Genomic DNA, 23302 nt, shown 5'->3' with positions numbered 1-23302 from the left:
GCTTAGCGTGAAGATTCTCCGGGTGGTTGACGCGTTGGCGCGCCGCCCAGCGCCTTATACAGCGCGATCAGGTCGGCTGATAGCGTTTGCCGCGCCGCCAGCCTTTGCTCGCGCAGCGCGGCGAGCTGTAGTTGCGCTTCCAGCGCGTGGCTTTGCGCGGCTTCGCCGACGGCGACGCGCTGGCGGGCGTAGCCGAGCTGGCGTTGCAGCGTGGTTTCGCCGTCGCTCAGTCTCGCCTCCTGGACGCGGCCGGCCTGGCTGCGCAAGAACGCGGTTTCCACATCGGCCAGCGCTTGCAGCACCGCCTTGCGGTATTGCGCCAGCGCGGCGTCGTAGCCGGCCTCGCGAGCCCGGACCTGGGCTTGCAGCCGGCCGCCGGCAAACAGCGGCAAGTTCAGTTGCGGGCCCAGGCTCCAGTAGCGGCTGGCCTGGGAGGCGAAGTCGCCGGGGCGGACGCTGTCCCAGCCGCCGCTGGCCAGCAGGCTGAAGCGCGGGTATTGCTCGGCGGTGGCTACGCCGATGTCGGCGCTGGCGGCGGCAAGCTGTCGTTCCGCGGCGCGCAGGTCCGGCCGGCGCAGCAGCAGCTCCGACGGCAGACCGGCGGCGGGCGTCGGCGGCAGGCGCGGTTCCGGCGCGACGCCGTCCAGCTGCGCGCGCAGAGCGGCCGTCGGCAGCGCGGTCAGCGGGCCCAGCGCGGCGAGCGCGGCCTGGCGGGCGGCGAGCAGCGGTTGCAGCTGGGCGTCGGCGCGCAGCCGTTCGGCCTCGGCCTGGTCCACTTCGCCGGCGCCGGCCAGGCCGGCCTGGAATTGCAGCCGAGTCAGCCGCGCCAGCTCCGCGCGCCAGCCGGCCTGGGCGGCGGCGTTGTCGGCGCGCAGGCTCCAGTAGCGGTAGTCCAGCGTCAGCCGCGCGGTTTCCGCCGTCACGCGCAGCGCGGCGTCGGCGGCTTGCTCGCGGCTGGCTTCCAGCCGGGCGCGGCCGGCTTCCACGCTACGGGCGGTGTGGCCGAACAGGTCGATTTCCCAACTGGCGTCAAAGCCGGCGCGGTAATCGGTGAACAGGGTCTGCGGGTTGGCGAAGGGGATATTGGCCAGCGCCTCGCCGCGCCGGCTCAGCTGATCGCGGCTGACGCGGCCGGCGGCGTTGAGCTGCGGCCATTGCGCGCCGCTGTTCATCTCCAGCGCGGCGCGCGCCTGGCGGATATTGGCGTCGGCGCTGGCCAGGTCCGGGCTGTGGCGCAGCGCGGCGCCGACCAGCCGGTTCAGCGCCGGGTCCTGGAAGGCCTGCCACCAGCCGGCGGCTTCCGGTTCGGTTTCCGCTGTAGCGGCGGGCAGCAGTTGCGCCGGCGTCGGCGGCTGGTAGTTGGGGCCGACGGCGCAGCCGGCGAGCAGGACGAGGGACAGAGAAACGGCAAGGCGGGATGAATTCATTGTCCGCTCCTTTGACGGAAAATCAGGTAGGCGAGGCCAAGGGCGATGGCGGCGATCAACAACAGCGGCCACAAGTGCGGCCAGGCTTCCGCCGCGCCGTAGCCTTTGAGGAACAGGCCCTTGACCACGACGATGAAATGGCTGAGCGGGTCCGCGGCGCTGAGCGCGCGCAGTGGCCAGGGCATGTTTTCCACCGGCGCCATATAGCCGGACAGGATCACCGCGGGGGCCATGAAGCCGAACACGCCGAGAAAGGCCTGCTGCTGGTTGGCGCACAGCGCCGAGATCAGCAGGCCGCAGCCGGACAGGGCCAGGCCGTAGCACAGCATGGCGAGGTAGAGCAGGGCGATGCCGCCGCCGAAGGGCACTTGGTAGAGCCACACCGCGGCGGCGGAAATGACGCTGCCTTGCAGCGCGGCCACCAGCATGCCGGGCACCGCCTTGCCGGCCATGATGTAGCCGGGGGTCAGCGGGGTGACCAGCAATTGGTCGAAAGTGCCTTCCTCGCGTTCGCGCGCCAGGGACAGCGCGGTGACCATCAGGCAGCCGATGGTAGTGATGATGGCCACCAGGCTGGGCAGCACGAACCAGCGGTATTCCAGATTGGGGTTGTACAGATGACGGAGCTGCAGCTGGGCCGGCGGCGGCGCGGGGCTGAGTTCGCGCGCGTATTGGGCGACGATTTGCTGGGCATAGCCGAAGGCGATCTGCGCGCTGTTGGAGCGGCGGCCATCGATGACGGCCTGCAGCCGCGGTGCTGCACCCTGGGCCAGCCGCCGCGAGAAATCCGGCGGAATACGGATGGCCAGCAGCGCTTGCTGGCGGTCGATGACCTCGCGCAGCCGGGCTTCGCTATGGATGTTGAGCAAGTGCGGAAAGGCCTGGGCCGCGGCCAGGCGTTGGGATAGTTCGATGGAAGCCGCGCCGCCGTCCTGATTGTAGATGGCCAGCGTGCTGTTCTTGACCTCCAGCGTGGCGGCAAAGGGAAACAGCAGCAGTTGCAGCAGCACCGGCATGATCAGCAGCCGGCGGCTTTGCGGGCTGGACAGCAGGGCCCGCAGTTCTTTGTGGATCAGGGTCAGCAGCGCGCGCCACATGGTGTCTTCTCCTAGCTCGCATCCAGCCGGCGGCGGAATTTGAGCGCGGTCAGCCCCAGCCAGAAGCAGGCGGACAGCAGTAGCCAGCCGGTGTTGAGCAGCAGTACCGGCCAGATGTCGCCGGCCTGGAACAGGGTTTGCAGCGCGCTGACGAAGTAGCGCGCCGGCACCAGATAGGTGGCGGCTTGCACCGGCGGCGGCATGCTGTTGATTTCGAAAACGAAGCCGGACAGCATGGTGGCCGGCAGGAAGGCGGCGGTGAGCGCGCCCTGGGCTGCGACGAACTGATTGCGGGTGATGGTGGAGAGCAGCAGGCCCAGGCCGAGCGCGCTGCCGAGGAACAGGCTGCTGACGACGAACAGCAGCCACCAGGAGCCGCGCAGCGGCACGTTCATCAGCAAGGTGGCCGCCAGCACGCAGACCAGCATCGCGGCCATGCCCAGCAGGTAGTAGGGCAGAATTTTGGACAAGAGCAGTTCGGCGCGGGTCACCGGGGTGGATAGCAGCGCTTCCATGGTGCCGCGCTCCCATTCGCGCGCCACCACCAGTGAGGTCAGCAGCGCGCCGATGATGGTCATGATCACCGAGATCGAGCCGGGCACCAGGTAGTTGCGGCTGACGGTGTCGGGGTTGAACCAGTAGCGCGGCTCCAGTTGCAACTGGGCCGGCGGCGGCTGGCCGCGGTCCTGAGCGTGCTGGGTCAGCCAGACTTGCCAGGCCCCTTGCAGATAGCTGGCCAGGAAGTTGGCGGTATTGGGCTCGGCGCCATCGGTCAGCAGCTGCGCCGCGGCCGCGCCGCGTCCCTGCGCGGTCTTGGCGGAGAAATCGGCGGGAATCACCACCATGCCGCGCACTTCGCCGGCGGCCAGCCGCGCGCGCATGTCGGCGCGGTCATGGCCGGGGCGGACCTCCAGATAGGGCGAGCCGGCCAGCGCGGCGGCGAAGCGATGGGCCTCGGCGCCGCTGTCCTCCAGCACCACGCCGATGAGCACCTTGTTGGCGTCCAGATTGATGCCGTAGCCGAAGATGAACAGCAGCAGCACAGGCAGCACGAAGGCGATCAGAATGCTGCTGGGGTCGCGCACGATCTGCATGGCTTCCTTGCGGCACAGCGCCAGCAGGCGGGCGGGCTTGACGGCGGCGCTCATATTCCTGCTCCGGCGCGGTCGTTGGCCGCCACCAGGCGGATGAAGGCTTCCTCCATCGTGATCTCCTCTTCCGGGCCGGCGGCCTGGCGCTTGAGTTGGTCCGGCGTGCCGCTGGCGATCAGCCGGCCGCGGTAGACCAGGCCGATGCGGTCGCAGTATTCGGCTTCGTCCATGAAGTGGGTGGTGACCATCACGGTGACGCCCTTGTCCACCAGGCCGTTGATGTGGGTCCAGAATTCGCGGCGGGTGATGGGGTCGACGCCGGAGGTGGGTTCGTCGAGAAACAGCAGCGGCGGGCGGTGCATCAGCGCGCAGGCCAGCGCCAGCCGCTGTTTGAAGCCCAGGGGCAGAGCGCCGGCGAGCATGTCCAGATAGGGCGCGAGCGCGAACACGCGGACCATCTCCGCGACGGTGTCGCGCCGCGCCTGGCCGCTCAAGCCGTAGATGCCGGAGAAGAAGTCCAGATTGTGGGCGACGCTGAGGTTGCCGTAGAGCGCGAATTTCTGCGCCATATAACCCAGCTGCCGGCGCGCGCGGCTGGCGCTGCGCTTCAGGTCTATGCCCATCACGCTGGCCTCGCCGGCGCTGGGGCGCAGCAGGCCGCACAGCATTTTGAAGGTGGTGGATTTGCCGGCGCCGTTGGGGCCTAGCAGGCCGTAGATTTCACCGCGCCGCACCTGGAAGTCGATGTGGTCGGCGGCGATGAAATCGCCGAAGCGGCGGGTGAGCTGTTTGGCGCGGATCACCGCGTCAGGGTCCACGCCCGCCGGCAGTTGCGCCGGCGGCATCCGTTCCGCCAGCGCCGAATCGCCGCCGGGGCCGCCGCCCAGCAGTTCGATGAAGGCGTCCTCCAGCCGCGGCGGAACAACGGTGAAATGGGCGTCCGGCCCGGCTTGCAGCGCCGCCAGCTCAGGCGGCTGGCCGGCCTGGCGCAGCACCAGTCGCAGCGCTTGGCCCTGGATCACGCCGTCCAGCACTTGCGGCTGGCGCAAGGCGCGCCGCAGCGTCTGGCGGCGGTTGCCGGCGATGCCGCGCAACTGCACGCTGCGGCCTTCCATGCGGCGGATCAGCTCGCCGGGCGCGCCGGCGTAAGCCAGCTGTCCGGCGTTCATCAGCAGCACTTGGTCGCAGCGTTCGGCCTCGTCCAGGTAGGAGGTGCTCCACAGCACGGTCATGCCATCCGCGGCCAGCTCGCCCACCATCTTCCACAACTCGCGCCGGGAAATCGGATCGACGCCGACGCTGGGTTCGTCCAGTAGCAGCACTCGTGGTTCGCCCAGCAGCGCGCAGGCTAGGCCCAGCTTCTGCTTCATGCCGCCGGACAGCTTGCCGGCCGGCCGCGGGGTGAAGCGGGCCAGGTCGGTGAAGGCCAGCAGGCGCTCGAAGCTGTGTCGGCGGCGCTCGCCGACGACGCCGCGCAGATCGGCGTACAACTCCAGGTTTTCCTGCACCGTCAGGTCTTCGTAGAGGCCGAATTGCTGCGGCATATAGCCGATCAGCGCGCGCAGCGCGTCGCCGTCGGCGATGGGGTCCAGCCCTTCGACGCGGACGGCGCCGTCGCTGGCTTGCAGCAGGCCGGCCAGCAGTCGCAGCAGGGTGGTCTTGCCGGCGCCGTCCGGCCCGGCCAGGCCGGTGATCGCGCCGCGGCGTATCGTCGCGTCTATGCCGGTCAGCGCCTCGTGCGCGCCGAAGCGCTGGCAGAGGCCGCGGAGGATGATGGCGTCCGGCGCGTCCATCTCAGCCGCCGTCCGCCAGCGTTACCGTCACCGGCATGCCCTGGCGCAGCGCGGCGTCCGGGTTTTGCACCACCACGCGCAGCCGGTAGACCAGCGCGGTGCGCAGATCCTGGGTTTCCACGTTCTTGGGGGTGAATTCGGCGCTGGGGGAGACGAAGCCGACCACGCCGTCGTAAGGCTGGGCGCGGCCGTCGCTGCGGACCTTGACCTTGGTTCCGGGCGCCATCTTGCCCAGATCGGGCTCGGCGACGTAGGCGCGCACCCATACCGGCCGGGTCAGCGACAAGGTGAACACCGCGCCGCCGGCGGGCAGCATGCCGCCGGGTTCGACCGCGCGGGTGAGGATGACGCCGTCGGCCGGGGCCAGCAAGCGGGTGTCGGCCAGTTGCAGCTTGGCCTGGGCCAGTTGCGCCGCCGCGCGTTCGGCATTGGCTTCGGCCTCGGCGATTTCCTCCTTGCGGTAGCCGCGCTTGAGCGCCTGCCACTGCTGGCGCGCCGCCTCGGCCTGCGCGGCGGCCTGGTCGCGCTGCGCGCGGGCGTCGTCCAGCGCGCGTTGGGCGGAGGCGCCGGTGTCGGCCAGCTGGCGCTGGCGCTGGTAAGTCTGCTCGGCGTTGAGCTGCGCGGCGCGGCGCGCGTCCAGATTGGCCTGCGCCTGCTCGATATCCTCGCGGCGCGGGCCGGCGCGGTACAGCGCCTGCCGCGCCTGGGCGGCGGCCAGGCCGGCGTCGGCGTCGCGCAAGGCGTTGCGGTAAGGGGCGGGGTCCAGTTCGCCCAGCACGTCTCCGGCGCGCACGGCGGCGCCCTCGTCCACGTTCAGGCTGTGCAAGCGGCCCGCCACCCGGAAGGACAGGCTGACTTCGCGGATGTCGACGTTGCCGGACAGGCTCAGACGTTCTTGGGCTAATTGCCGCTGCCGCCAGGCGTAGCCGCCGCCGGCGAGCAGGGCGACGACGAGGCCGATGAGCAGAAGGGGACGCTTCATGGCTGTGGCTCCAATGGGCGCAGACCGCGCAGCGCCCATTGCAGGCGTTGCTCGATGTGGCGCGGATCGATGGCGTAGGTGTTGAAAGCCTGCTGGATCAGGTCGGGCAGCAATGGTTTGCCGGCGATGATGTGCTGAGCCAGTGCCGGCAGGCCCAGCGCGGACATCAGGAACAGGGCCTGGTGCAAGGGATCGCCTCGCTCCAGCTCGCCGGCCTGCTGCGCGTCGACAATGCTTTGCAGCAGCAGCTTGGGATGGCGCGGCGCCAGCGTGGACAGGAAGGCCTGTGCGGCGGCTTCGCCTGCGGCGGCGTCCAGCAGCATGTGGGCGATCAGGCCGCCGTGCTCGGTGATGAAGTCCAGCAACTGCCGCAGTATGGCCTGCAAGCGCGGCAAGGCGGACGGCTGTTGCTGCTGCTGCCATTGCAGTTGCTGGAACAGCGGCGCGTACCAGTGTTCCAGCAGCTCGCTCAGGTAGCGTTCTCGGCTGCCGAAGTGGTAGACAAAGCTGCCCGGGTTGACCCCGGCACGCTGGCACAGGCCGCGTACGGTGAGTGCGCGCAGGCCGGCTTCTTTGGCCATGATTAGTCCGCAGTCCAGCAGCTGCTGTCGAGTGGCGTTGGTCGATTTCATATTTGTATTTTTATACGAACGTATAAGCTTATGCAAGCCGAATTTGTACGGGTGTATAAAATTTGCGAAATCCGGAGGAAACCGCCAAGTGCTTGTTTTTCAAAGCGGTGATTGTCGTGGCCGCCGCCGCGGGCAAATTCACCGCGCGGCGGCATGTGCCGGCGGAAAATAATCGGCCATAATTGGAGCGTCGGCGCTCCGCCGCAAGCAAGAATCCCGCAGCCGCGCCGGGCGTATCCAGCTCAGGCCGCGGCAAAAACAGCGATCCGTCGCACTATTACAAAGGGGACACATCATGTTGGCCATCATCGGCGGCAGCGGCCTGGCCCAGCTGCCCGTATTGGAAGTCACCCATCGTCAAGTCGTGCGTACCCCGTATGGCGACCCCTCCTGCGCGCTGACCTTCGGCCTATTGAACGGGCAGAACGTGGTGTTTATCGCGCGCCATGGCTACGGCCATTCGCTGGCGCCGCATGAAATCAATTACCGCGCCAATATCTGGGCGCTGCACGATCAAGGCGTGAAAGGCGTGATCGCCATCGGCACCGTGGGCGGCATTCGTCCCGACATGCCGCCGGGCCGCCTGGTGGTGCCGGACAACATCATCGACTACAGCTGGGGCCGCAAGCATACCTTCTTTGAAGGTCTGGACCGGCCGGTGGTGCACGCCGAATTCTCCTCTCCCTATGACGACGCGCTGCGTCAGCGGCTGATCCGCGCGATGGCGGACAGCGGCCACAGCGGGGTGGTGGGCGGCGTTTACGCCTGCACCCAGGGGCCGCGTTTGGAAAGCGCCGCGGAAATATTGAAGTTGGAGCGGGATGGCGCCGATATAGTCGGCATGACCGGCATGCCGGAAGCGGCATTGGCGCGGGAGATGAACCTGCCTTATGCGCACCTGTGCCTGGTCAGCAATTGGGCCGCTGGCAAGGGCGGCGCGGCGACGGTGGAGTTCGACGCGACCACCGGCGCGATGGGGGTGGAGGTGGTGATGTCGGTGCTGGCTGAGCTATTGTCAAGCAAACAGTAGGATTGTTGGATTGGTGTGCTTGTGTCGTTTTAAGGCATGGTACTGGAAGGTGGGCTTGCGGGTTATCGGCAAGCGTTGTTTTGGCGGGCTGGGACCGGAAGCCTGGCGCTGATGGCGGACGATTGCTCCGTCTTTTTCAAAGAAATCAAGGCATATTGGCGATGTTTGACAACAAGTCCATCTTAATTACCGGCGGAACGGGATCCTTCGGCCGTAAATTCATTACCACGCTATTGGAGCGGTTCAAACCGGCGCGGGTGGTGGTGTTTTCTCGCGATGAGTTGAAGCAGTTTGAGATGCAACAGGAGTTTTCCGATCCCTGCATGCGTTTTTTCCTAGGCGATGTACGAGATGGCGACCGCTTGAAGCAGGCAATGCGCGGCATTGATCTAGTGGTGCATGCCGCCGCTCTCAAGCAAGTGCCTGCCGCCGAGTACAACCCTACCGAGTGCATTCGCACCAATGTGAATGGCGCGGAAAATGTGATCAATGCCGCTATCGAATGCGGGGTGGAGAAGGTGATTGCGCTGTCTACCGATAAAGCGGCTAGTCCAATCAATCTGTATGGGGCAACCAAGCTGTTGTCGGATAAGTTGTTTGTGGCCGCGAATAATATTGTAGGCGGCCACAAGACCCGTTTCGCGGTAGTGCGCTATGGCAACGTCGTCGGCTCGCGGGGCTCTGTGGTGCCGTTCTTTCGAAAATTGATTGCGAGCGGGGCTGATAGCCTGCCCATTACCGATGTGCGGATGACCCGCTTCTGGATCACCCTGCAACAAGGGGTGGACTTTGTGCTCAGCAACTTTGAGCGGATGCAGGGCGGGGAGCTTTTTGTGCCCAAGATTCCTTCCGTGAGCATTGTGGACTTGGCGACAGCAATGGCCCCCCAGTTATTGCAACACCAGATTGGCATCAGGCCAGGGGAAAAGTTGCATGAACTGATGATTTCCGCTGATGACAGCCTACATACCTACGAGTTTGACGATCATTATGTGATCGCTCCTTCGATTCGCTTTACAGTTCACCATGGTTATGATTCCAATCAGTTGAGCGAGGTCGGAACATTAGTGTCGGAGGGGTTTCAATATTCTTCCGAGAGCAATCCCTGGTTTCTGAGTATTCCCGAGCTAGAAATTTTGGATCAGGCAACGCCATGAGCATGATTCCATATGGTCGACAACAACTCGATGAGGACGACATTGAGGCGGTTGTGGAGGTGTTGCGTTCGGATTGGCTGACGCAGGGGCCTGTCGTGCCTGCTTTTGAGCAGGCTCTGGCACTGCGTTGTCAGGCTACGCATGCCGTGGCGGTTAGTAGTGCGACAGCTGCTTTGCATATTGCTTGTGTTGCGGCAGGTTTGGGACCGGGAGACTGGCTGTGGACGAGTCCTAACACCTTTGTCGCTTCGGCTAATTGCGGGCGCTATTGTGGGGCGGAGGTTGATTTTGTCGATATCGATATTGCCAGTGGGAATATGGATATGGGCAAGCTGGAAAGCAAACTGCAACAGAGCGAGCAGTTAGGGCGCTTGCCCAAGGTAGTCGTGCCAGTGGCGTTTGCCGGTCGCAGCTGTGATATGGCTGCCCTTAAGTCCCTATCACGGCGTTATGGTTTTGTTGTGATCGAAGATGCTTCCCATGCGATTGGTGCCGAGTTTGCTGGTCAGCCTGTTGGCTGTGGGAGTCACGCTGATATGACGGTTTTCAGCTTCCACCCGGTCAAAGTGATTACGACGGGGGAAGGTGGTGCGGTATTGTGCAATGATTTCGCTTTATACCAGCGTCTGGGCGAATTGCGTAGTCATGGAATTACCCGTGATGAGTGCCGCATGGAGGGCAATTCAGACGGCGCTTGGTACTATCAAATGACTGGACTGGGGTTCAACTACCGAATGACGGATATACAGGCGGCGATTGGACTATCTCAGTTGAGTAAATTGGACGGTTTTTTGATAGAGCGCCGCATGTTGGCCCGCCGCTATGCGGAGTTGTTGGCGCAGCAGCCCTTGAGTTTACCTTGTCTAGAGCCTATCGATGAATCTGCCTGGCATCTGTTTGTAGTGAGACTGAGCTTAGAGCAGGTCGCTAGCAGTCGAGCCCAGGTGTTTGAGCGTATGCGGGCTGATGGCATCGGGGTCAATGTTCATTACATACCGGTACATATGCAGCCCTACTACCGTCGTCTTGGTTTCCAGTTCGGAGATTTTCCTATGGCGGAAAGACATTATCGCGAGGCATTGACCCTGCCCTTGTTTCCTGGTTTAACGGAGCGCCAGCAGAACGATGTTGTTGCCAGTTTGAAGAAGGCAATTCAATGAGCCGCAGCGTAGCTGTCATCCCGGCTCGTGGAGGAAGCAAGCGGATTCCAGGTAAGAATATCAAGCCATTTCACGGCTTGCCTTTGATTGCGTATTCGATACGCACAGCACAGGCGTGTGGTCTGTTTTCCCGCATTATTGTAAGCACTGATGATGATCAAATTGCTCAAGTGGCGAGGCAGTATGGTGCAGATGTGCCATTTGTGCGTCCGCGGGAACTCTCGGATGACTATACGACGACTGTGGCTGTGATCCGTCATGCAGTGGCATTTTTGCAAGAACAGGGAGAGGTTTTTGATTATGCCTGCTGCTTGTACGCGACGGCTCCTTTGATGCAAGCCTCTTGCTTGCGCAGAGGCTTGAATTTGCTTGAAATGGATGCTGGAAAGCACTATGCCGTGTCGGTGACCTCATTCGGTTTTCCTGTGCAGAGAGCGTTAAAAATTTCATCCGAGGGCAACTTGGTACCGATGTATCCACAATATCGGGATACTCGATCGCAAGATCTTGAAGAGTCTTTTCAAGATGCCGGGCAATTTTATTGGGGACGGCGTCAGGCTTGGCTTGAGTGCGAGCCATTTTTTTCGGAGCGTTCGTTGGCAGTCCGTCTCCCACGTCATCTTGTTCAAGATATTGATACTGAAGAGGATTGGCGGCGGGCGGAGTGGATGTATGCGGTATTGCAAGCGGCAGGGGAGGCTACGTGAAGGTGCTGTTCCGGGCCGATGCTTCAGTTGAGATAGGCAGCGGTCATGTTATGCGTTGTCTGACTCTGGCTGACTTGTTGAGACGGAATGGGGCGGAGGTCTGCTTTGTGTGCAAGGATCTGCCCGGAGCTGCCAGAGAGTTGCTGACTGATTCCGGCATGTCTAGTTTTTGGTTGCCGGGACAACTACCAGAGGGAGAGGCCGCTGATCTACACGCATTGCGCTCAGTATTGCCGCAGAGCACCGTTTTTGATTGGGTGGTGGTAGATCATTATGGTTTGGGGAAGGAGTGGGAGGCTGATGCGAAGTGTTTGGCTAAACGCGTTTTGGCGATAGACGATCTTACAAATCGTAGCCATGACGTAGATCTACTGTTGAACCAGAACCTGTTTGCGGACGCAGCCGCCTACCAATCATTGGTGCCTGATGAGACGGTCTTATTGCTTGGTCCGCGTTTTGCCATGTTGCGTGATGAGTTTTCTACTACTTGCGTTAGAGACCATCCATCAAGAGCAAGCAGGGTTCTGCTGAATTTTGGCGGTTCTGATCCAACAGGAGAAACGGTCAAGAGCATGTTGGCGTTGCAGCGTTTGGCGTTTACGGAGGTGACCGTGATTGCGGGGGCCGCAAATCCGAAATTCGAGGATATTGCATACATGGCGTCACCGCAGTGGCGCGTTTATCGTCATACAAACGATATGGCCAAGTGGATGTGCTGGGCGGATGTGGCGATTGGCGCTACTGGAAGTAGCGCTTGGGAGCGCTGCGCGCTGGGTTTGCCGACGGTAGGGGTTGCCGTGGCGGAGAATCAACTGCTAATAGGCGAGGCGCTAGCAAAGGCTGGGGCTATAGAGTATTTGGGGCCCTCTATGTCGGTAACGGTTGATGACTTGGCTCAAGCTCTGGATGCTTGTTGCAATAATGTCATCTTGCGACGAACCATGTCCATGCTTGGACAAGAACTCGTGGATGGCCGCGGCGCAGGCCGCGTAGCCTTGGCAATGGAAGAAATGGTATGAGCAAAGTCGATATCTTGTGCACAGACCCAGAACACCCGGTTTGGCCATGGTTGAGGCAATGGAAAGTTGAGCATCCACAATGTTCCGTAAGCCTGCTGACTGATTGCAATCAGGCCGGCGGGGGGGACTTCCTCTTTTTAGTATCTTGCCAGCAATTGATTTCCAAGCCATGTCGCGAGCGCTACCGTTACACCTTGGTGCTGCATGCCAGTGATTTACCCAAAGGAAGGGGTATGTCTCCTCATATTTGGCAGGTTCTTGAAGGTCGACAGCGTATTCTGGTTAGCTTATTGAACGCCGAGGATGGCATAGATACTGGTGCCATTTGGCAACAATATGCGTTTGATCTAGAGGGGCATGAGCTTAGCACGGAAATCAATGCCAAATTATTTGACTGCGAGTTGCGCTTGATGGATTGGGCTGTACACCATTGTGATGGTGCGGAACCTCAAGAGCAGCGAGGCGAGCCCAGTCTGTATCCGAGACGGGGACCTGAGGATAGCCGCCTTGACCCTGGGCAGTCTCTGCAGGAGCAGTTTAATTTATTGCGAGTGGTTGATAATCAACGCTATCCGGCTTTTTTTGAATGGGCTGGGCACCGCTATAAGCTGACAATTGAAAAGGACGATGTCTAATGGGAAAAGGCGTTCATATCGGTGGTAGGCCGATTTCCAGAGAGGCCCCGCCTTTCATTATTGCAGAGATGTCCGGTAATCATAACCAGTCGCTGGATCGGGCTATGGCCATTGTTGCCGCCGCCGCCAGCAGTGGTGCGCATGCATTGAAATTACAAACGTATACACCGGACACCATGACGCTCGATCTAGATGAGGGTGAGTTTCATATTTCAGATCCGGACAGTTTATGGAGCGGCTCCTCGCTTTATAAACTATATCAGCAAGCCTATACCCCATGGGAGTGGCACCAGCCTATTTTTGATTATGCCAAGTCACTGGGTATGCTGGTATTTTCGACGCCTTTTGACGAAACGGCGGTAGATTTTCTGGAAACACTCGAGGTTCCCGCTTATAAGATTGCGAGTTTTGAAAATACGGATTTGCCCTTGATTCGTAAAGTGGCGGCAACCGGTAAACCCATGATTATTTCAACCGGAATGGCTTCGGTAGCCGAACTCGATGAAACTGTGAGGGAAGCAAGAGCGGCAGGTTGCCAGCAATTAGTCTTACTCAAGTGTACCAGTTCATACCCTGCCCCCCCTGTGCACAGTGATCTGCGTACCATCCCGCATTTACGCGATCTGTTCGGTTGCGAGGTGGGTTTGTCCGACCACACCATGGGGGTTGGCGCTGGGATTGCCGCGGTCGCTCTCGGCGCCTCCGTGATTGAAAAGCACTTCACTTTGCGACGGGCAGATGGCGGGGTGGATTCAGCTTTTTCCCTAGAACCCGAGGAGTTAGCTCAGTTGGTAATTGAAAGTGAGCGAGCTTGGCTGGCGTTGGGAAATATCAGTTACGGTAGTAGCCCGATTGAAAGCAAATCACAAGTTTTTCGCCGATCCCTTTATGTTGCTCAGGATATTGCGGAGGGGGAGCTCTTCAGCTCGGAGAACATCAGAGTCATTCGGCCAGGGTTTGGCTTAGCTCCGAAATTTTTTGACATTGTCATTGGTATGCCAGCCACGAAAGCCCTGAAACGGGGCATGCCGCTCACATGGGAAGCGTTGAAATGAGTAATCAAGCCGCGGCTACAGCCGCGAGTCACGAAGACGACAGTCTGATCAACTGGAAAACCCACGCGTGGCAGGATGCGGGCATGGTTAGTTGGTATTCCGGCAGGATGGTGGAAAATACCAGTACCAACTATCTGAAAAATGTTTTGGAGGTGGGCACTGTCAAGCGCCATGTCCGAGGCAAAGAGGTGCTCGATATTGGAATCGGCACTGGCCGGGCTAGTCTTCCCTTGATCGAACAAGGGTTTGCAGTAACAGGCATAGACAGTTCCCAAGCCATGCTGAACGAGACGCGAAGGCTGGCTGGCAATTTACCCATCACGTTGAAGTTGGGCGATATTACCAAGCTGCCGTTTGACGCGGAGAGTTTTGATAGCGCGATTGCATTGAATGTGATGGTGCATTTTCCCAACTGGCGGGAGGCTTTGCTGGAGTGGAAGCGAGTGGTCAGGCCTGGCGGCCGCATCGTGTTCGACATTCACTCCCGAGATCACTTTGAAGCGGCGTATGGCGCGGATATCGATAAGTGGCCGGCGGTGATACGCGAAGCGGAAGATCCCACCAACTTTGGCCGTTACATGTCCCGGATCCGGGTTGATGAGCTGGTGGCGTTTGCCGACCAGGAAGGTTTTGCCATTGTGGATGCCGTGCCGCACGGGGCATTTCTCGGAGGCGGGAATATCAATGCCTTTTTGTACGAGCCGCTAGAGAAGAGCAAGCGTTGGACGCGTGTGCTGTCATGGTTTGCTCGTGATCCGCAGTTGCTAGAGTTAGGCTTGTTTCTTGAGGAGCTTTTGGTGGCGCGCCTGACGCCAAAAGTCGCAGGGCGCATGTTTGTGGTTTTGGAGAACAGAACAGATGCGGAAGGAAACAGGGCTTGGGCTGAGGAGCAGAGGAAAAAAAACGCGGCGCTAGAGCAGCTGTCGTTTCGAGCTCTAATGCCATGGATGTTGTTGTCGAGCGAGGATCTTTCCCAAGAGTTGGACCGCCTGTTGCAACCTTTGCGGGCACGACATTTCTTCTACTGCCTGTTGAAAGTTTTAGTACAACGTTGCCCTAGCTATGATTTTGCTGGCTTACTCTCCGAAGAGCGAGTGCAGCAGTTCTCCGTATGGTTGGCGGCTGAAGCTCTGGATCGCCGGGTTATGAGTCTGGCCAAGGGGTGGTCGGTTGGCTGCCCTGATAAGCTCAGGCATGGAGTTGACCTCACCTTGGGGGCAGATTACCACTTGGTGGATACCTTGTTGGCAAAACACTATGGCATTTTCGGCGGGAACCAAGGATGAAACCAAAGGCAATTATAAGTCTGCTGTGGGATAACCAATTGGGAGCTCTGCGCCAATTTCTGGCGATGTTCGACCCCATGGTGATTGTGACCACTTCATCGGGCATGACCCCCGCACTACTTAATTTGGCCGCAGATTGCGGCTGCGCTGTAGTGGGTTTGGAGAGCCTGCTCCCGGATGGATATAACGCGGTTGGCGAAGCAAGTCCATCTCTGGCTGCGCTGAGTGCGCATTTGGCGGCCTTGAACTGGAGTGAAGAGTTTGCTGACGAGGACAATACCGAACAATTGGCCGGGTTGATCAAGGAGCGTTTGGGCCTCGAACTACCGATGTCGGTACAGTTGTTAGATGGCTTGGCCGCAGCGGCGGACGAGTTTGATGTCTCGCTCTTTGTCACCAGCGAAGATGTGACTCGTTTGGGCAAGGTCGCAACCGCCTGGGCAAAGGCACATAGCATTCCCAGCTTGCATCTTTCCCATGGCATCGCACTGGTTGACCCCTACACAGTCCACGCTGAGCTGATCGCGGATAAGATGGCTGTTTATGGGGAGCGTGGTAAAGAAGGCTTTTTGGATTTGGGGATAGAGCCGGAGCGTCTGGTGTTGACAGGCAACCCCGCTTGGGACTGCTATGCGCAATTGCGGGTCCAAAAGGCAGCTTATCGACAAGCCTTAGTCGAAAAGTATGAGATGGACCCGAGCTTGCCGATTGTGGTTTTCGGCACGACATGGGCAGCTAATCTTAGCGCACATTGCAATGAGCATGCTTATGCGGACACGATGCTAGCGTTCTTGAGCGCTTGCGAAGCTTTGTCGCAGCATGGCTGCAAAATCAATGCCGTTATCAAGGACCGGCCGGCTAATCAAGCGGTAGGCGAGCGTTGCTGCTCCGAACTGCTGGCGGCCTTGGGGTCAGATGGTCGTCAGTATTATTACGCGATGGAGGATACTTCCGCCTTTGCCGTTGCTGCGGATGTGTTGGTAGCAGTGGATTCCAACTATTTAGTGGAGGGGATGATGGCGGATACGCCTGTCATCAACTTGATGAATAGTGCAGGCATGTTGATGGGGCCATGCTTTGAGGCCGAGACTGGGATCAAGGAAGTGGAGGCCCATGAGCTGGCTGCATGCATTTTGCAACTGTTGGAAGACAAGGACGAACGAAACGCTCAGTTGCATCAGGCCCGCCAGCGGCTGGTCTATTATCATCATGGCGGGGTAGATGGTTTGGCGGCGGCGCGGGTAGCGCAACTGATGGCAAGTATGGCACAGGGGCTGCAAGTACGTCCGCAAAGATTGGTATGGCAGCAATATCTGGATAATGAGAATACAGATTTGACGGCGGGCTACCATACAACGGGACGCAAGGATTTAATCAGCCTGTTCAGCAATCAGCCTAGTCTGGCTTTGGATATTGGCTGCGCGGGTGGCGGCAATGGCGCTTTGATTAAACAGCGCTTTCCATCTTGCCAGGTGTGGGGAATTGAAATGAACCATGCCGCGGCTGAGATGGCCAGCCGGCAATTGGATAAAGTTCTGCTGGGAAAATTTGAGGACTTTGATCTGGTGGCAGAAGGGGTGGCTGTGGGCAGCCTAGATGCTGTGGTGTTAGCCGATGTGCTGGAGCATATGTATAACCCATGGGATGTGATGGTGAAAATCCATCGCTATTTATCTCCGCAAGGACAAGTGCTGCTCAGTGTGCCGAATGTGCGCAATCTAGCTCTGATGGATGACTTGGCTAAAGGTAACTGGACGTATGCTAAGGAGGGCTTGCTAGATATTACGCATATTCGCTTCTTTACCTTGCGGGAACTGCTTAAGTTTTGCCAGGAAACCGGCTATAAAGTCGTTAATAAAATGAATGCACTTGATGGCAGGTTACAAGATATTTTCAATAGGGCTCAAGGCTCACTGCCGTGCAATATTGAGACAGAGCGCATGGTAATTAAAAATGTTACCCATGATGAAATGTTGGAAATGTGCTCGTTACAGTTTTATCTCTTGCTTGAAAAGGCATAGAGTTGTTTGACTGTTGAGTGAGAAGCGACCTCCGAGGGGTCGCTTCTTGTTTATTTGTTGCTTTTCTACCTATGCCTAAATAGTCTAATTGAATGTGTGAGTAGCGATAGTTGCCGCTGAAATAGTAGTTTGACTATAGTGGGCGTGGTGTCGTCACTGCAGGTGGGCCTTATCTCATGGAAAAAAGAAATCCCCGTATCGGCGTCTTGTCTAGAGACCACTTTGATCATGCTTGTTTCAAGCTCCGATTAGGTGACCCTCTGTCTTTGCTCGCCGGTGTGGTTGACACTTATTTTTACAAAAACCTGGAGGCTCATCGTTTGGTGGGCGACTATGGTTTTGAGTCCGACACACATTTTATTGAGTCCATGGATGCATTTATTGTGCAGCGATGGTTTGTCGATAAATGTTATGTGGATTTAATGAAGGCTATTATTGATTCTAAGAAGCCAATTATTTTTGATATTGATGATTGGTTGCTAGGGTTGCCAAGTAGTAACCCAATGTATGATGACTTCTTTAAATCTACTGAGTATATTAAATGGATTTTGCCTTATTGTTCTGTGGTGACGGTGAGTACGTCAGAGCTAGCTAAAAAATTTATTGCGTATAATGAAAATGTTGTGGTGATTCCTAACTCTCTGAGCCAGTTTCGTTTTGTCGAACCAAGAGAGCGGGATGATCAGGTGGTTGTTGGGTTTGCGGGTACCAGCACTCATGGTCGTGATTTGGATTTGATTTCTGGAGCTCTGTTACGGGTTTATCATGAGTATGCCGATGCGGTGAAGTTTGTGTTTTGGGGAAATGTTCCCAAAAATATGATTGGCCTGAAAGGAGTGAAACAAGGTCCCAAAGGGGTAATGTATCATGACTACTTTTCCTATCTTGCTGATTTGAAAATAGATATTGGATTGGCTCCATTAGAGGAAGATGGATTCAATTTGTGCAAATCTGATATCAAGTGGATTGACTATGCGGTGGTTGGCGCGGCCAGCATTGTATCGGATCTGCCTCCTTATGCTGAGGCTAAAGAAAAGGGGTTGGCGCTAGCTGTTGAAAACAATGAAGACGCTTGGTTCAACGCCATTGTCTCCTTGATTGAGGACCATGCGGCAAGAAAGTCGATAGCTTCCAGAGCGCGAAACTACATTTCGCAGCAGCGTACGCTGGAAGGGGCGATTAGCCAGCATATTTCAGTATGGAATAGTGTTTTACCCAAGGCGCTTCAAATTAGCGTTCCCAGCACAATAGGCAAACCGATTATGCATTCCTCATGCCCTGAGGATGCCATCGAGGAGCAGCGCTACAAGATTTGGAAGAACAATCATCAGTTGCGTGAAGTCCATGCGGAACAGTTTGCGGAGAGAATGGTGAAGGCTTGGTCGGTGCGGCCGACATTCAACTTGGTGACAGTTGTGCCCGCTGCACAAAAGCGACGTTTAGTCGAGTCGTTGGCGGCGATGGAGAAGCAACTATACCCAAATTGGCGTTTGCTGGTATTCGCGGATTGGGAAATGCCGGATCCAGTATTTAAGAACAGCCCGCAGTTGGGCTGGGTTAGCTTGCCTACTCTGGAGGATCCGGAGCGGCTAGCCCAGGCATTCAACGATGTCGTTGCCGATTCCTATGCCGACTGGGCCATGCTCTTGCCTGCGGGATTCCGCTTGGAGCCGCGAGCACTGCTTAGGTTGGCCGAGGGAGCCCACGCTCACCCGGAGTGGATGGCGATTTATTGCGACAGTGATGTTGTATCCCCGATGGGGGAGTATTTTCTGCCTTCGTTCAGGCCAGACTTCTCCCCGGAATATTTGCGTTCCATGGACTATATAGGGGCCGCGGTAACGATTTCAACCAGAGCTTTGGTGGCTTTGAATGGTTTGCAACCTTACCCGGGCGCTTATGTTTATGAATGCCTGCTACGCTTATTCGAGTTGAAAGGGAAAGAGGCGATAGGACATGTGGATGACGTCTTGTTGTCCCTGCCATATGATAAGAGTGACATCGCCCCTCTGCCGACGGCAGCGAGAAAAGTGGCTTTGGAAAACCATGCGGCAAGATTAGGGTTGCAAGCGGAGGTGGGTGACGGTTATGTACAGGGAACCCATCATTTTGATATCAAGGTGCAGGGTAGTCCGCTGGTTTCTATTATCATTCCAACCCGGGATAAACTGGAGTTTTTGGAACCTTGCATTGAAAGTCTATTTGAGAAAACCCGGTATCAGTCGTTTGAAGTCATTATTGTCGATAATCGCTCGGAGCAGCCTGAAACTCGTGAGTTTTACGCGGATATGGCCGAAAGATTTCCTGAGCGGATCAAAGTTGTCGAGTATGACGCGCCATTTAATTTTTCGGCACAATGCAATTTAGGCGTTAGTATAGCGGCCGGTGAGTTTGTCTTGTTGCTGAACAACGATACCGAAGTCATCTTAGAGTCTTGGCTGGAGCGTTTGGTGGGGGTGGGGCAGCAAAGTGGAGTGGGGGTTGTTGGCGCGCGTCTGCTGTATCCCGAAGTGGGGCAAATACAGCATGCCGGCATCATCCTCGGGTTGCCGGGGGGAATGAGGTCTGTTGCTGATCATGTGTTTGAGCCGATGGACATCTCGGAGTCAGGGTATCAGAACCGGATTTTGACTGGACAGAACTATTCGGCGGTGACCGGGGCTTGCCTTTTGGTGAATAAAGAGATTTACCTGCAGGTAAGCGGTTTGGATGAAGACAAGTTTAAGGTCTGCTTTAATGATGTGGACTTCTGCCTGAAAGTCCAAGCTGCGGGCTACCGGAATGTGTATAACCCCTTTGTGGTGTTGTACCACCATCACGCGAAAAGTATTGGCCGCACCACATCGGATCCTCGCATCGCCTTGCAGGCGGCAGTACGAGAGCGTGATGAAATGGATGCGATGTTGCGGCAATGGCTGCCGCTTATACGGCGCGACCCATTCTTTAACCGCCATTTGTCTTTGCGCGGCAGGAGGATGGAAGTGGAATGGCAGCGTTGCGTTGCCTGGGATCCAGAGTTGCCTGGACGCAAGCGTGTGTTAGGAATGCCGGTTCCTGGGGGAAGCGGTGAGTACCGATTGAGCCAGCCTCTGTCCATCCTACAAGAGCAGGGACGGCTTGATGGAGAGATTCACCAGCCGACTCAGGGGGTATTATCTGTCGTTGAGATGGCTCGTCATGCTCCAGATACCTTGTTATTGCATACAGGGATCAATGATGGAATCTATGATGCGCTGACAGCTTATCGTGAGTTCATTCCGCAGATGCGGGTGGTTTTCGGGATTGACGACTTAGTCGGTGGGACACCGGTGAAGAGTAATCTGTATGACCATTGGAAACGCTTGTATCCGGATGCGAAGCAGAGGCTTCGTAGGGTTCTGAAGTTGAGCGACGCCTTGGTGGTGTCGACCGAGCCCTTGGCCGAGTTCACTCAAGGAATGGTGGATGAGATTGTTGTAGTGCCGAATCGCTTGCGGAAAAGTGTGTGGGGGAGGTTGAGATCTCAAAGGCGGCTTGGTGCGAAGCCTCGGGTTGGCTGGGTTGGCGCGTCTCAACACAGGGGGGATTTGGAGCTGTTGCTTGAGGTTATCAAGCGAACCGCTGGAGAGGTGGATTGGGTTTTCATGGGTATGTGCCTGCCTCAATTCCGCCCATATGTGGCCGAGGTGCATCACTCGGTGCCGTTTGATCAATACCCTGAGACGATTGCCAAGTTGAACCTAGATTTGGCGGTGGCGCCGCTGGAACTCAATGCCTTTAACGAGGCCAAGAGCAATCTGCGTTTGCTGGAGTATGGCGCTTTGGGATGGCCGGTTGTGTGCACGGATATTTATCCCTATCAGACCAATGCGGCTCCAGTGTGCCGGGTGCCTAATGTGGCGGAGGCCTGGATTGAGGCAATCAGAAGCAGGGTGTATGACCTGGACGCCAGTGAGCGCGAAGGGAGGCTGCTAAGGGAGTGGGTGGAGCAGCATTACTGGCTGGAGGAGCACAATGAAGACTGGTTCCGTGTACTACATGGGTGAGCGTTGAGCTGTATGTTTTGAGGAAATGCCCTGCGATGGACTGCCGGGCATTTTTATTTTTCCATTGGAAATGTATATCAGAGGTGAAGGTCAAGGGTAGATTAGTTGAGACTGATGTTTGGTAAAAATACCATTTCGGTCAAGTTTATTAACCTTTAGACGATCTAGTAAGCATGCTGCGCAAATCACGGCGTTCCGCTTGACGCAGTTTTGATCTCTTAAGGGGAATAACATGGCTATTACCGTAAACACCAATATTGCGTCGCTGAACGCGCAGCGCAACCTAGGCAGTTCCAATAACTCGTTGCAAGTATCCCTGCAGCGCCTGTCTTCCGGCCTGCGGGTCAACAGCGCCAAGGATGATGCCGCCGGTCTGGCCATCTCCCAGACCCTGACTTCCGCCATCCGCGGTAACAACCAGGCGATCAAGAACGCCAACGATGGTATCTCGGTTGGTCAGACGGCTGAAGGTGCCTTGGGCCAGCTGGCCAACAATATGCAGCGTATCCGCGAAATTGCGGTGCAAGCGTCCAACGGCTCGGTGAGCAACACCAACCGTTCGCAGCTGCAAAGCGAAGTGGACCAGCTGACCCAGGAAATCTCGCGTATCGTGCAAACTACCCAGTTCAACGGCACTAGCCTGTTGTCCGGTGGTTCGGTGCTGACTTTCCAGGTGGGTTCTTCCGGCGCGGCAACAAACCAGGTCTCGATCTCCTCCACTGACTTGACCTCAGCCGGCACGCTGAACACCTATAGTTCCAGCTTGAGCAATACCGGCACTATTAATGTAACGACTCAGGGCGCGGCTTCCGCTGCTTTGTCGGCACTAGATACGGATATTGCGCAGATATCGAATATCCGCTCGACTTTTGGCGCGGTACAGAACCGTTTTGACGCGGTAGTCAACAATTTGCAGAACTACACTGAAAATCTGACTGCGGCTAACAGCCGTATCATCGACGTGGATTTTGCGGCGGAAACCGCGAACTTGACCAAGAACCAGATTCTGCAACAGGCTGGCACTTCGATTCTGAAAAACGCCAACTCGTTGCCGCAATCGGCTCTGACCCTGCTGCAGTAAGCTTTGGATTAACGGGCTCTGGCTGATTTGGGCTAGGGCTCGTTCACCGAGGAGCAGAGTCCTGGGCGGGGGGCGATGCAGAGGTGTCGGTAAAATTCACGTTCTGGCTGTAAAGTTTATTGCAGCGTTGACGATATGGTGAGTAAGCAAGTCGCTTTGCCCAACTGTATCTCAGGAGAACTAACATGGCTATTACCGTCAACACCAACATTGCTTCGCTGAATGCGCAGCGCAACCTCGGCAACTCGAACAACGCGTTGCAGGTCTCTTTGCAGCGCCTGTCTTCCGGTCTGCGCGTGAACAGCGCCAAGGATGACGCCGCAGGTCTGGCGATTTCGCAGACTTTGACTGCTGCTATCCGTGGTAACAACCAGTCGATCAAGAACGCCAACGACGGCATCTCTGTCGGCCAGACTGCTGAAGGCGCGTTGGGCCAGATTGCCAACAACCTACAGCGTATCCGCGAAATCGCGGTGCAGGCCGCTAACGGCTCTGTGAGCAACACCAACCGTTCGCAGCTGCAAAGCGAAGTGGATCAGCTGACCCAGGAAATCTCGCGTATCGTGCAAACCACTCAGTTCAACGGCACTAGCCTGTTGTCCGGTGGCTCGGTACTGACCTTCCAGGTGGGCTCGTCCGGCGCGACCAACAACCAAGTTTCCATTTCGTCGACTGACCTGACTTCCGCCGGCGTTTTGAATAGCTACAACTCGAGCTTGACCAACACCGGCACTGTGAGTGTGACCACTCAAGGTGCAGCATCCGGCGCGCTGTCGTCGCTGGATGCCGATATTGCTTCGATCTCGAACATCCGGTCGACCTTTGGTGCGGTACAGAACCGTTTCGATGCGGTAGTGGCCAACTTGCAGAACTACGTGGAAAACCTGACAGCGGCCAACAGCCGCATCGTGGATGTGGACTTCGCGGCGGAAACTGCTAACCTGACCAAGAACCAGATTTTGCAACAGGCCGGCACTTCGATTCTGAAGAACGCCAACTCGCTGCCGCAGTCGGCACTGACCCTGCTGCAATAAGTCTAGAATGATGGTATGAGCCAGCGGCGGCTCCGGTTGGTTGGGCAACCGGAGCTGCGCGCGTCAGGAG

General features: G+C 57.8%; 18 protein-coding genes. 12 read left to right on the top strand and 6 right to left on the bottom strand.

From position 1 onward, the window contains the following. Positions 1-2: 2 nt before the first annotated feature. From MOV80_RS06855 to MOV80_RS06830, 6 genes are read right to left on the bottom strand one after another with little or no spacing between them, the layout of a single operon-like run. Positions 3-1427, bottom strand: a complete 1425-nt coding sequence (locus MOV80_RS06855) for an efflux transporter outer membrane subunit (RefSeq protein ID WP_161524251.1) — start codon at positions 1425-1427, stop codon at positions 3-5. Continuing rightward, positions 1424-2524, bottom strand: a complete 1101-nt coding sequence (locus tag MOV80_RS06850; protein WP_161524250.1) for an ABC transporter permease — start codon at positions 2522-2524, stop codon at positions 1424-1426. The genes MOV80_RS06855 and MOV80_RS06850 overlap by 4 nt, the downstream gene beginning before the upstream one ends. Before the next feature lie 11 nt (positions 2525-2535). Further along, positions 2536-3672 carry an ABC transporter permease gene (locus tag MOV80_RS06845; RefSeq protein ID WP_161524249.1) on the bottom strand — a complete coding sequence of 379 codons (1137 nt, stop codon included), beginning with the start codon at positions 3670-3672 and terminating at the stop codon, positions 2536-2538. Continuing rightward, entirely contained in the window at positions 3669-5408 is a 1740-nt protein-coding gene (locus tag MOV80_RS06840; protein ID WP_249604951.1) for an ATP-binding cassette domain-containing protein, read from the bottom strand. Before MOV80_RS06840 ends, MOV80_RS06845 begins: the two co-directional genes overlap by 4 nt. 1 nt (position 5409) lies before the next feature. Next, positions 5410-6390, bottom strand: coding sequence for a secretion protein HlyD (hlyD, locus tag MOV80_RS06835; protein ID WP_107731515.1), 981 nt, complete (start codon positions 6388-6390; stop codon positions 5410-5412). Further along, complete coding sequence (locus tag MOV80_RS06830; RefSeq protein ID WP_019103059.1) at positions 6387-7022, bottom strand: TetR/AcrR family transcriptional regulator; 636 nt, start codon at positions 7020-7022, stop codon at positions 6387-6389. Before MOV80_RS06830 ends, hlyD begins: the two co-directional genes overlap by 4 nt. Positions 7023-7317: 295 nt before the next feature. On the opposite strand from MOV80_RS06830, the gene MOV80_RS06825 reads away from it, so the two are divergent. From MOV80_RS06825 to MOV80_RS06770, 12 genes are all read left to right on the top strand, one after another. Further along, positions 7318-8052, top strand: a complete 735-nt coding sequence (locus MOV80_RS06825) for an S-methyl-5'-thioinosine phosphorylase (RefSeq protein ID WP_019103057.1) — start codon at positions 7318-7320, stop codon at positions 8050-8052. A 161-nt stretch (positions 8053-8213) separates the two neighbouring features. Then, positions 8214-9209, top strand: a complete 996-nt coding sequence (gene pseB / locus MOV80_RS06820) for a UDP-N-acetylglucosamine 4,6-dehydratase (inverting) (RefSeq protein ID WP_043591118.1) — start codon at positions 8214-8216, stop codon at positions 9207-9209. Next, complete coding sequence (gene pseC / locus MOV80_RS06815) at positions 9206-10369, top strand: UDP-4-amino-4,6-dideoxy-N-acetyl-beta-L-altrosamine transaminase (RefSeq protein ID WP_233423316.1); 1164 nt, start codon at positions 9206-9208, stop codon at positions 10367-10369. Before pseB ends, pseC begins: the two co-directional genes overlap by 4 nt. After that, positions 10366-11076, top strand: coding sequence for a pseudaminic acid cytidylyltransferase (gene pseF, locus MOV80_RS06810; RefSeq protein WP_081574174.1), 711 nt, complete (start codon positions 10366-10368; stop codon positions 11074-11076). Before pseC ends, pseF begins: the two co-directional genes overlap by 4 nt. Further along, positions 11073-12095: a UDP-2,4-diacetamido-2,4,6-trideoxy-beta-L-altropyranose hydrolase gene (gene pseG, locus MOV80_RS06805; RefSeq protein WP_081574175.1), complete on the top strand. Its 1023-nt coding sequence runs from the start codon at positions 11073-11075 to the stop codon at positions 12093-12095. Before pseF ends, pseG begins: the two co-directional genes overlap by 4 nt. Next, on the top strand, positions 12092-12730 hold the full coding sequence (locus MOV80_RS06800; protein ID WP_039756097.1) for a formyltransferase family protein: 639 nt from the start codon (positions 12092-12094) through the stop codon (positions 12728-12730). Before pseG ends, MOV80_RS06800 begins: the two co-directional genes overlap by 4 nt. Further along, positions 12730-13785, top strand: coding sequence for a pseudaminic acid synthase (gene pseI / locus MOV80_RS06795; RefSeq protein WP_043591116.1), 1056 nt, complete (start codon positions 12730-12732; stop codon positions 13783-13785). The genes MOV80_RS06800 and pseI overlap by 1 nt, the downstream gene beginning before the upstream one ends. Next, the gene (locus MOV80_RS06790; RefSeq protein WP_249604950.1) at positions 13782-15071 is read left to right on the top strand and encodes a class I SAM-dependent methyltransferase; all 1290 of its coding nucleotides are present in this window, start codon (positions 13782-13784) and stop codon (positions 15069-15071) included. Before pseI ends, MOV80_RS06790 begins: the two co-directional genes overlap by 4 nt. Next, positions 15068-17092, top strand: a complete 2025-nt coding sequence (locus tag MOV80_RS06785; RefSeq protein ID WP_249604949.1) for a class I SAM-dependent methyltransferase — start codon at positions 15068-15070, stop codon at positions 17090-17092. Before MOV80_RS06790 ends, MOV80_RS06785 begins: the two co-directional genes overlap by 4 nt. A 176-nt stretch (positions 17093-17268) precedes the next feature. Further along, a complete protein-coding gene (locus MOV80_RS06780) occupies positions 17269-21117 on the top strand; it encodes a glycosyltransferase (RefSeq protein WP_249604948.1) in 3849 nt (1282 codons plus the stop codon). 232 nt (positions 21118-21349) lie between these two features. Then, positions 21350-22198 (top strand): flagellin, encoded by an 849-nt coding sequence (locus tag MOV80_RS06775; RefSeq protein ID WP_043591110.1) that lies wholly within the window; start codon positions 21350-21352, stop codon positions 22196-22198. 185 nt (positions 22199-22383) lie between these two features. Then, positions 22384-23232 carry a flagellin gene (locus MOV80_RS06770; protein ID WP_043591108.1) on the top strand — a complete coding sequence of 283 codons (849 nt, stop codon included), beginning with the start codon at positions 22384-22386 and terminating at the stop codon, positions 23230-23232. The last annotated feature ends 70 nt before the right edge of the window (positions 23233-23302 follow it).

This window comes from Chromobacterium sp. IRSSSOUMB001, assembly GCF_023507765.1.
GTDB lineage: Bacteria > Pseudomonadota > Gammaproteobacteria > Burkholderiales > Chromobacteriaceae > Chromobacterium > Chromobacterium haemolyticum.
The sequence above is the reverse complement of the archived record's forward strand: the minus strand, read 5'-3'. Positions and strand labels throughout refer to the sequence as shown.

Excerpts from the sequence above, each read along its gene's own strand:
- pseB (WP_043591118.1), top strand. The coding sequence starts at position 8,214 with ATGTTTGACAACAAGTCCATCTTAATTACCGGCGGAACGGGATCCTTC.
- MOV80_RS06855 (WP_161524251.1), bottom strand. The coding sequence starts at position 1,427 with ATGAATTCATCCCGCCTTGCCGTTTCTCTGTCCCTCGTCCTGCTCGCC.
- MOV80_RS06845 (WP_161524249.1), bottom strand. The coding sequence starts at position 3,672 with ATGAGCGCCGCCGTCAAGCCCGCCCGCCTGCTGGCGCTGTGCCGCAAG.
- MOV80_RS06770 (WP_043591108.1), top strand. The coding sequence starts at position 22,384 with ATGGCTATTACCGTCAACACCAACATTGCTTCGCTGAATGCGCAGCGC.
- MOV80_RS06790 (WP_249604950.1), top strand. The coding sequence starts at position 13,782 with ATGAGTAATCAAGCCGCGGCTACAGCCGCGAGTCACGAAGACGACAGT.
- pseI (WP_043591116.1), top strand. The coding sequence starts at position 12,730 with ATGGGAAAAGGCGTTCATATCGGTGGTAGGCCGATTTCCAGAGAGGCC.
- MOV80_RS06775 (WP_043591110.1), top strand. The coding sequence starts at position 21,350 with ATGGCTATTACCGTAAACACCAATATTGCGTCGCTGAACGCGCAGCGC.
- pseF (WP_081574174.1), top strand. The coding sequence starts at position 10,366 with ATGAGCCGCAGCGTAGCTGTCATCCCGGCTCGTGGAGGAAGCAAGCGG.
- MOV80_RS06840 (WP_249604951.1), bottom strand. The coding sequence starts at position 5,408 with ATGGACGCGCCGGACGCCATCATCCTCCGCGGCCTCTGCCAGCGCTTC.
- hlyD (WP_107731515.1), bottom strand. The coding sequence starts at position 6,390 with ATGAAGCGTCCCCTTCTGCTCATCGGCCTCGTCGTCGCCCTGCTCGCC.
- MOV80_RS06780 (WP_249604948.1), top strand. The coding sequence starts at position 17,269 with ATGGAAAAAAGAAATCCCCGTATCGGCGTCTTGTCTAGAGACCACTTT.
- MOV80_RS06800 (WP_039756097.1), top strand. The coding sequence starts at position 12,092 with ATGAGCAAAGTCGATATCTTGTGCACAGACCCAGAACACCCGGTTTGG.
- pseC (WP_233423316.1), top strand. The coding sequence starts at position 9,206 with ATGAGCATGATTCCATATGGTCGACAACAACTCGATGAGGACGACATT.
- MOV80_RS06785 (WP_249604949.1), top strand. The coding sequence starts at position 15,068 with ATGAAACCAAAGGCAATTATAAGTCTGCTGTGGGATAACCAATTGGGA.
- MOV80_RS06850 (WP_161524250.1), bottom strand. The coding sequence starts at position 2,524 with ATGTGGCGCGCGCTGCTGACCCTGATCCACAAAGAACTGCGGGCCCTG.
- MOV80_RS06825 (WP_019103057.1), top strand. The coding sequence starts at position 7,318 with ATGTTGGCCATCATCGGCGGCAGCGGCCTGGCCCAGCTGCCCGTATTG.
- MOV80_RS06830 (WP_019103059.1), bottom strand. The coding sequence starts at position 7,022 with ATGAAATCGACCAACGCCACTCGACAGCAGCTGCTGGACTGCGGACTA.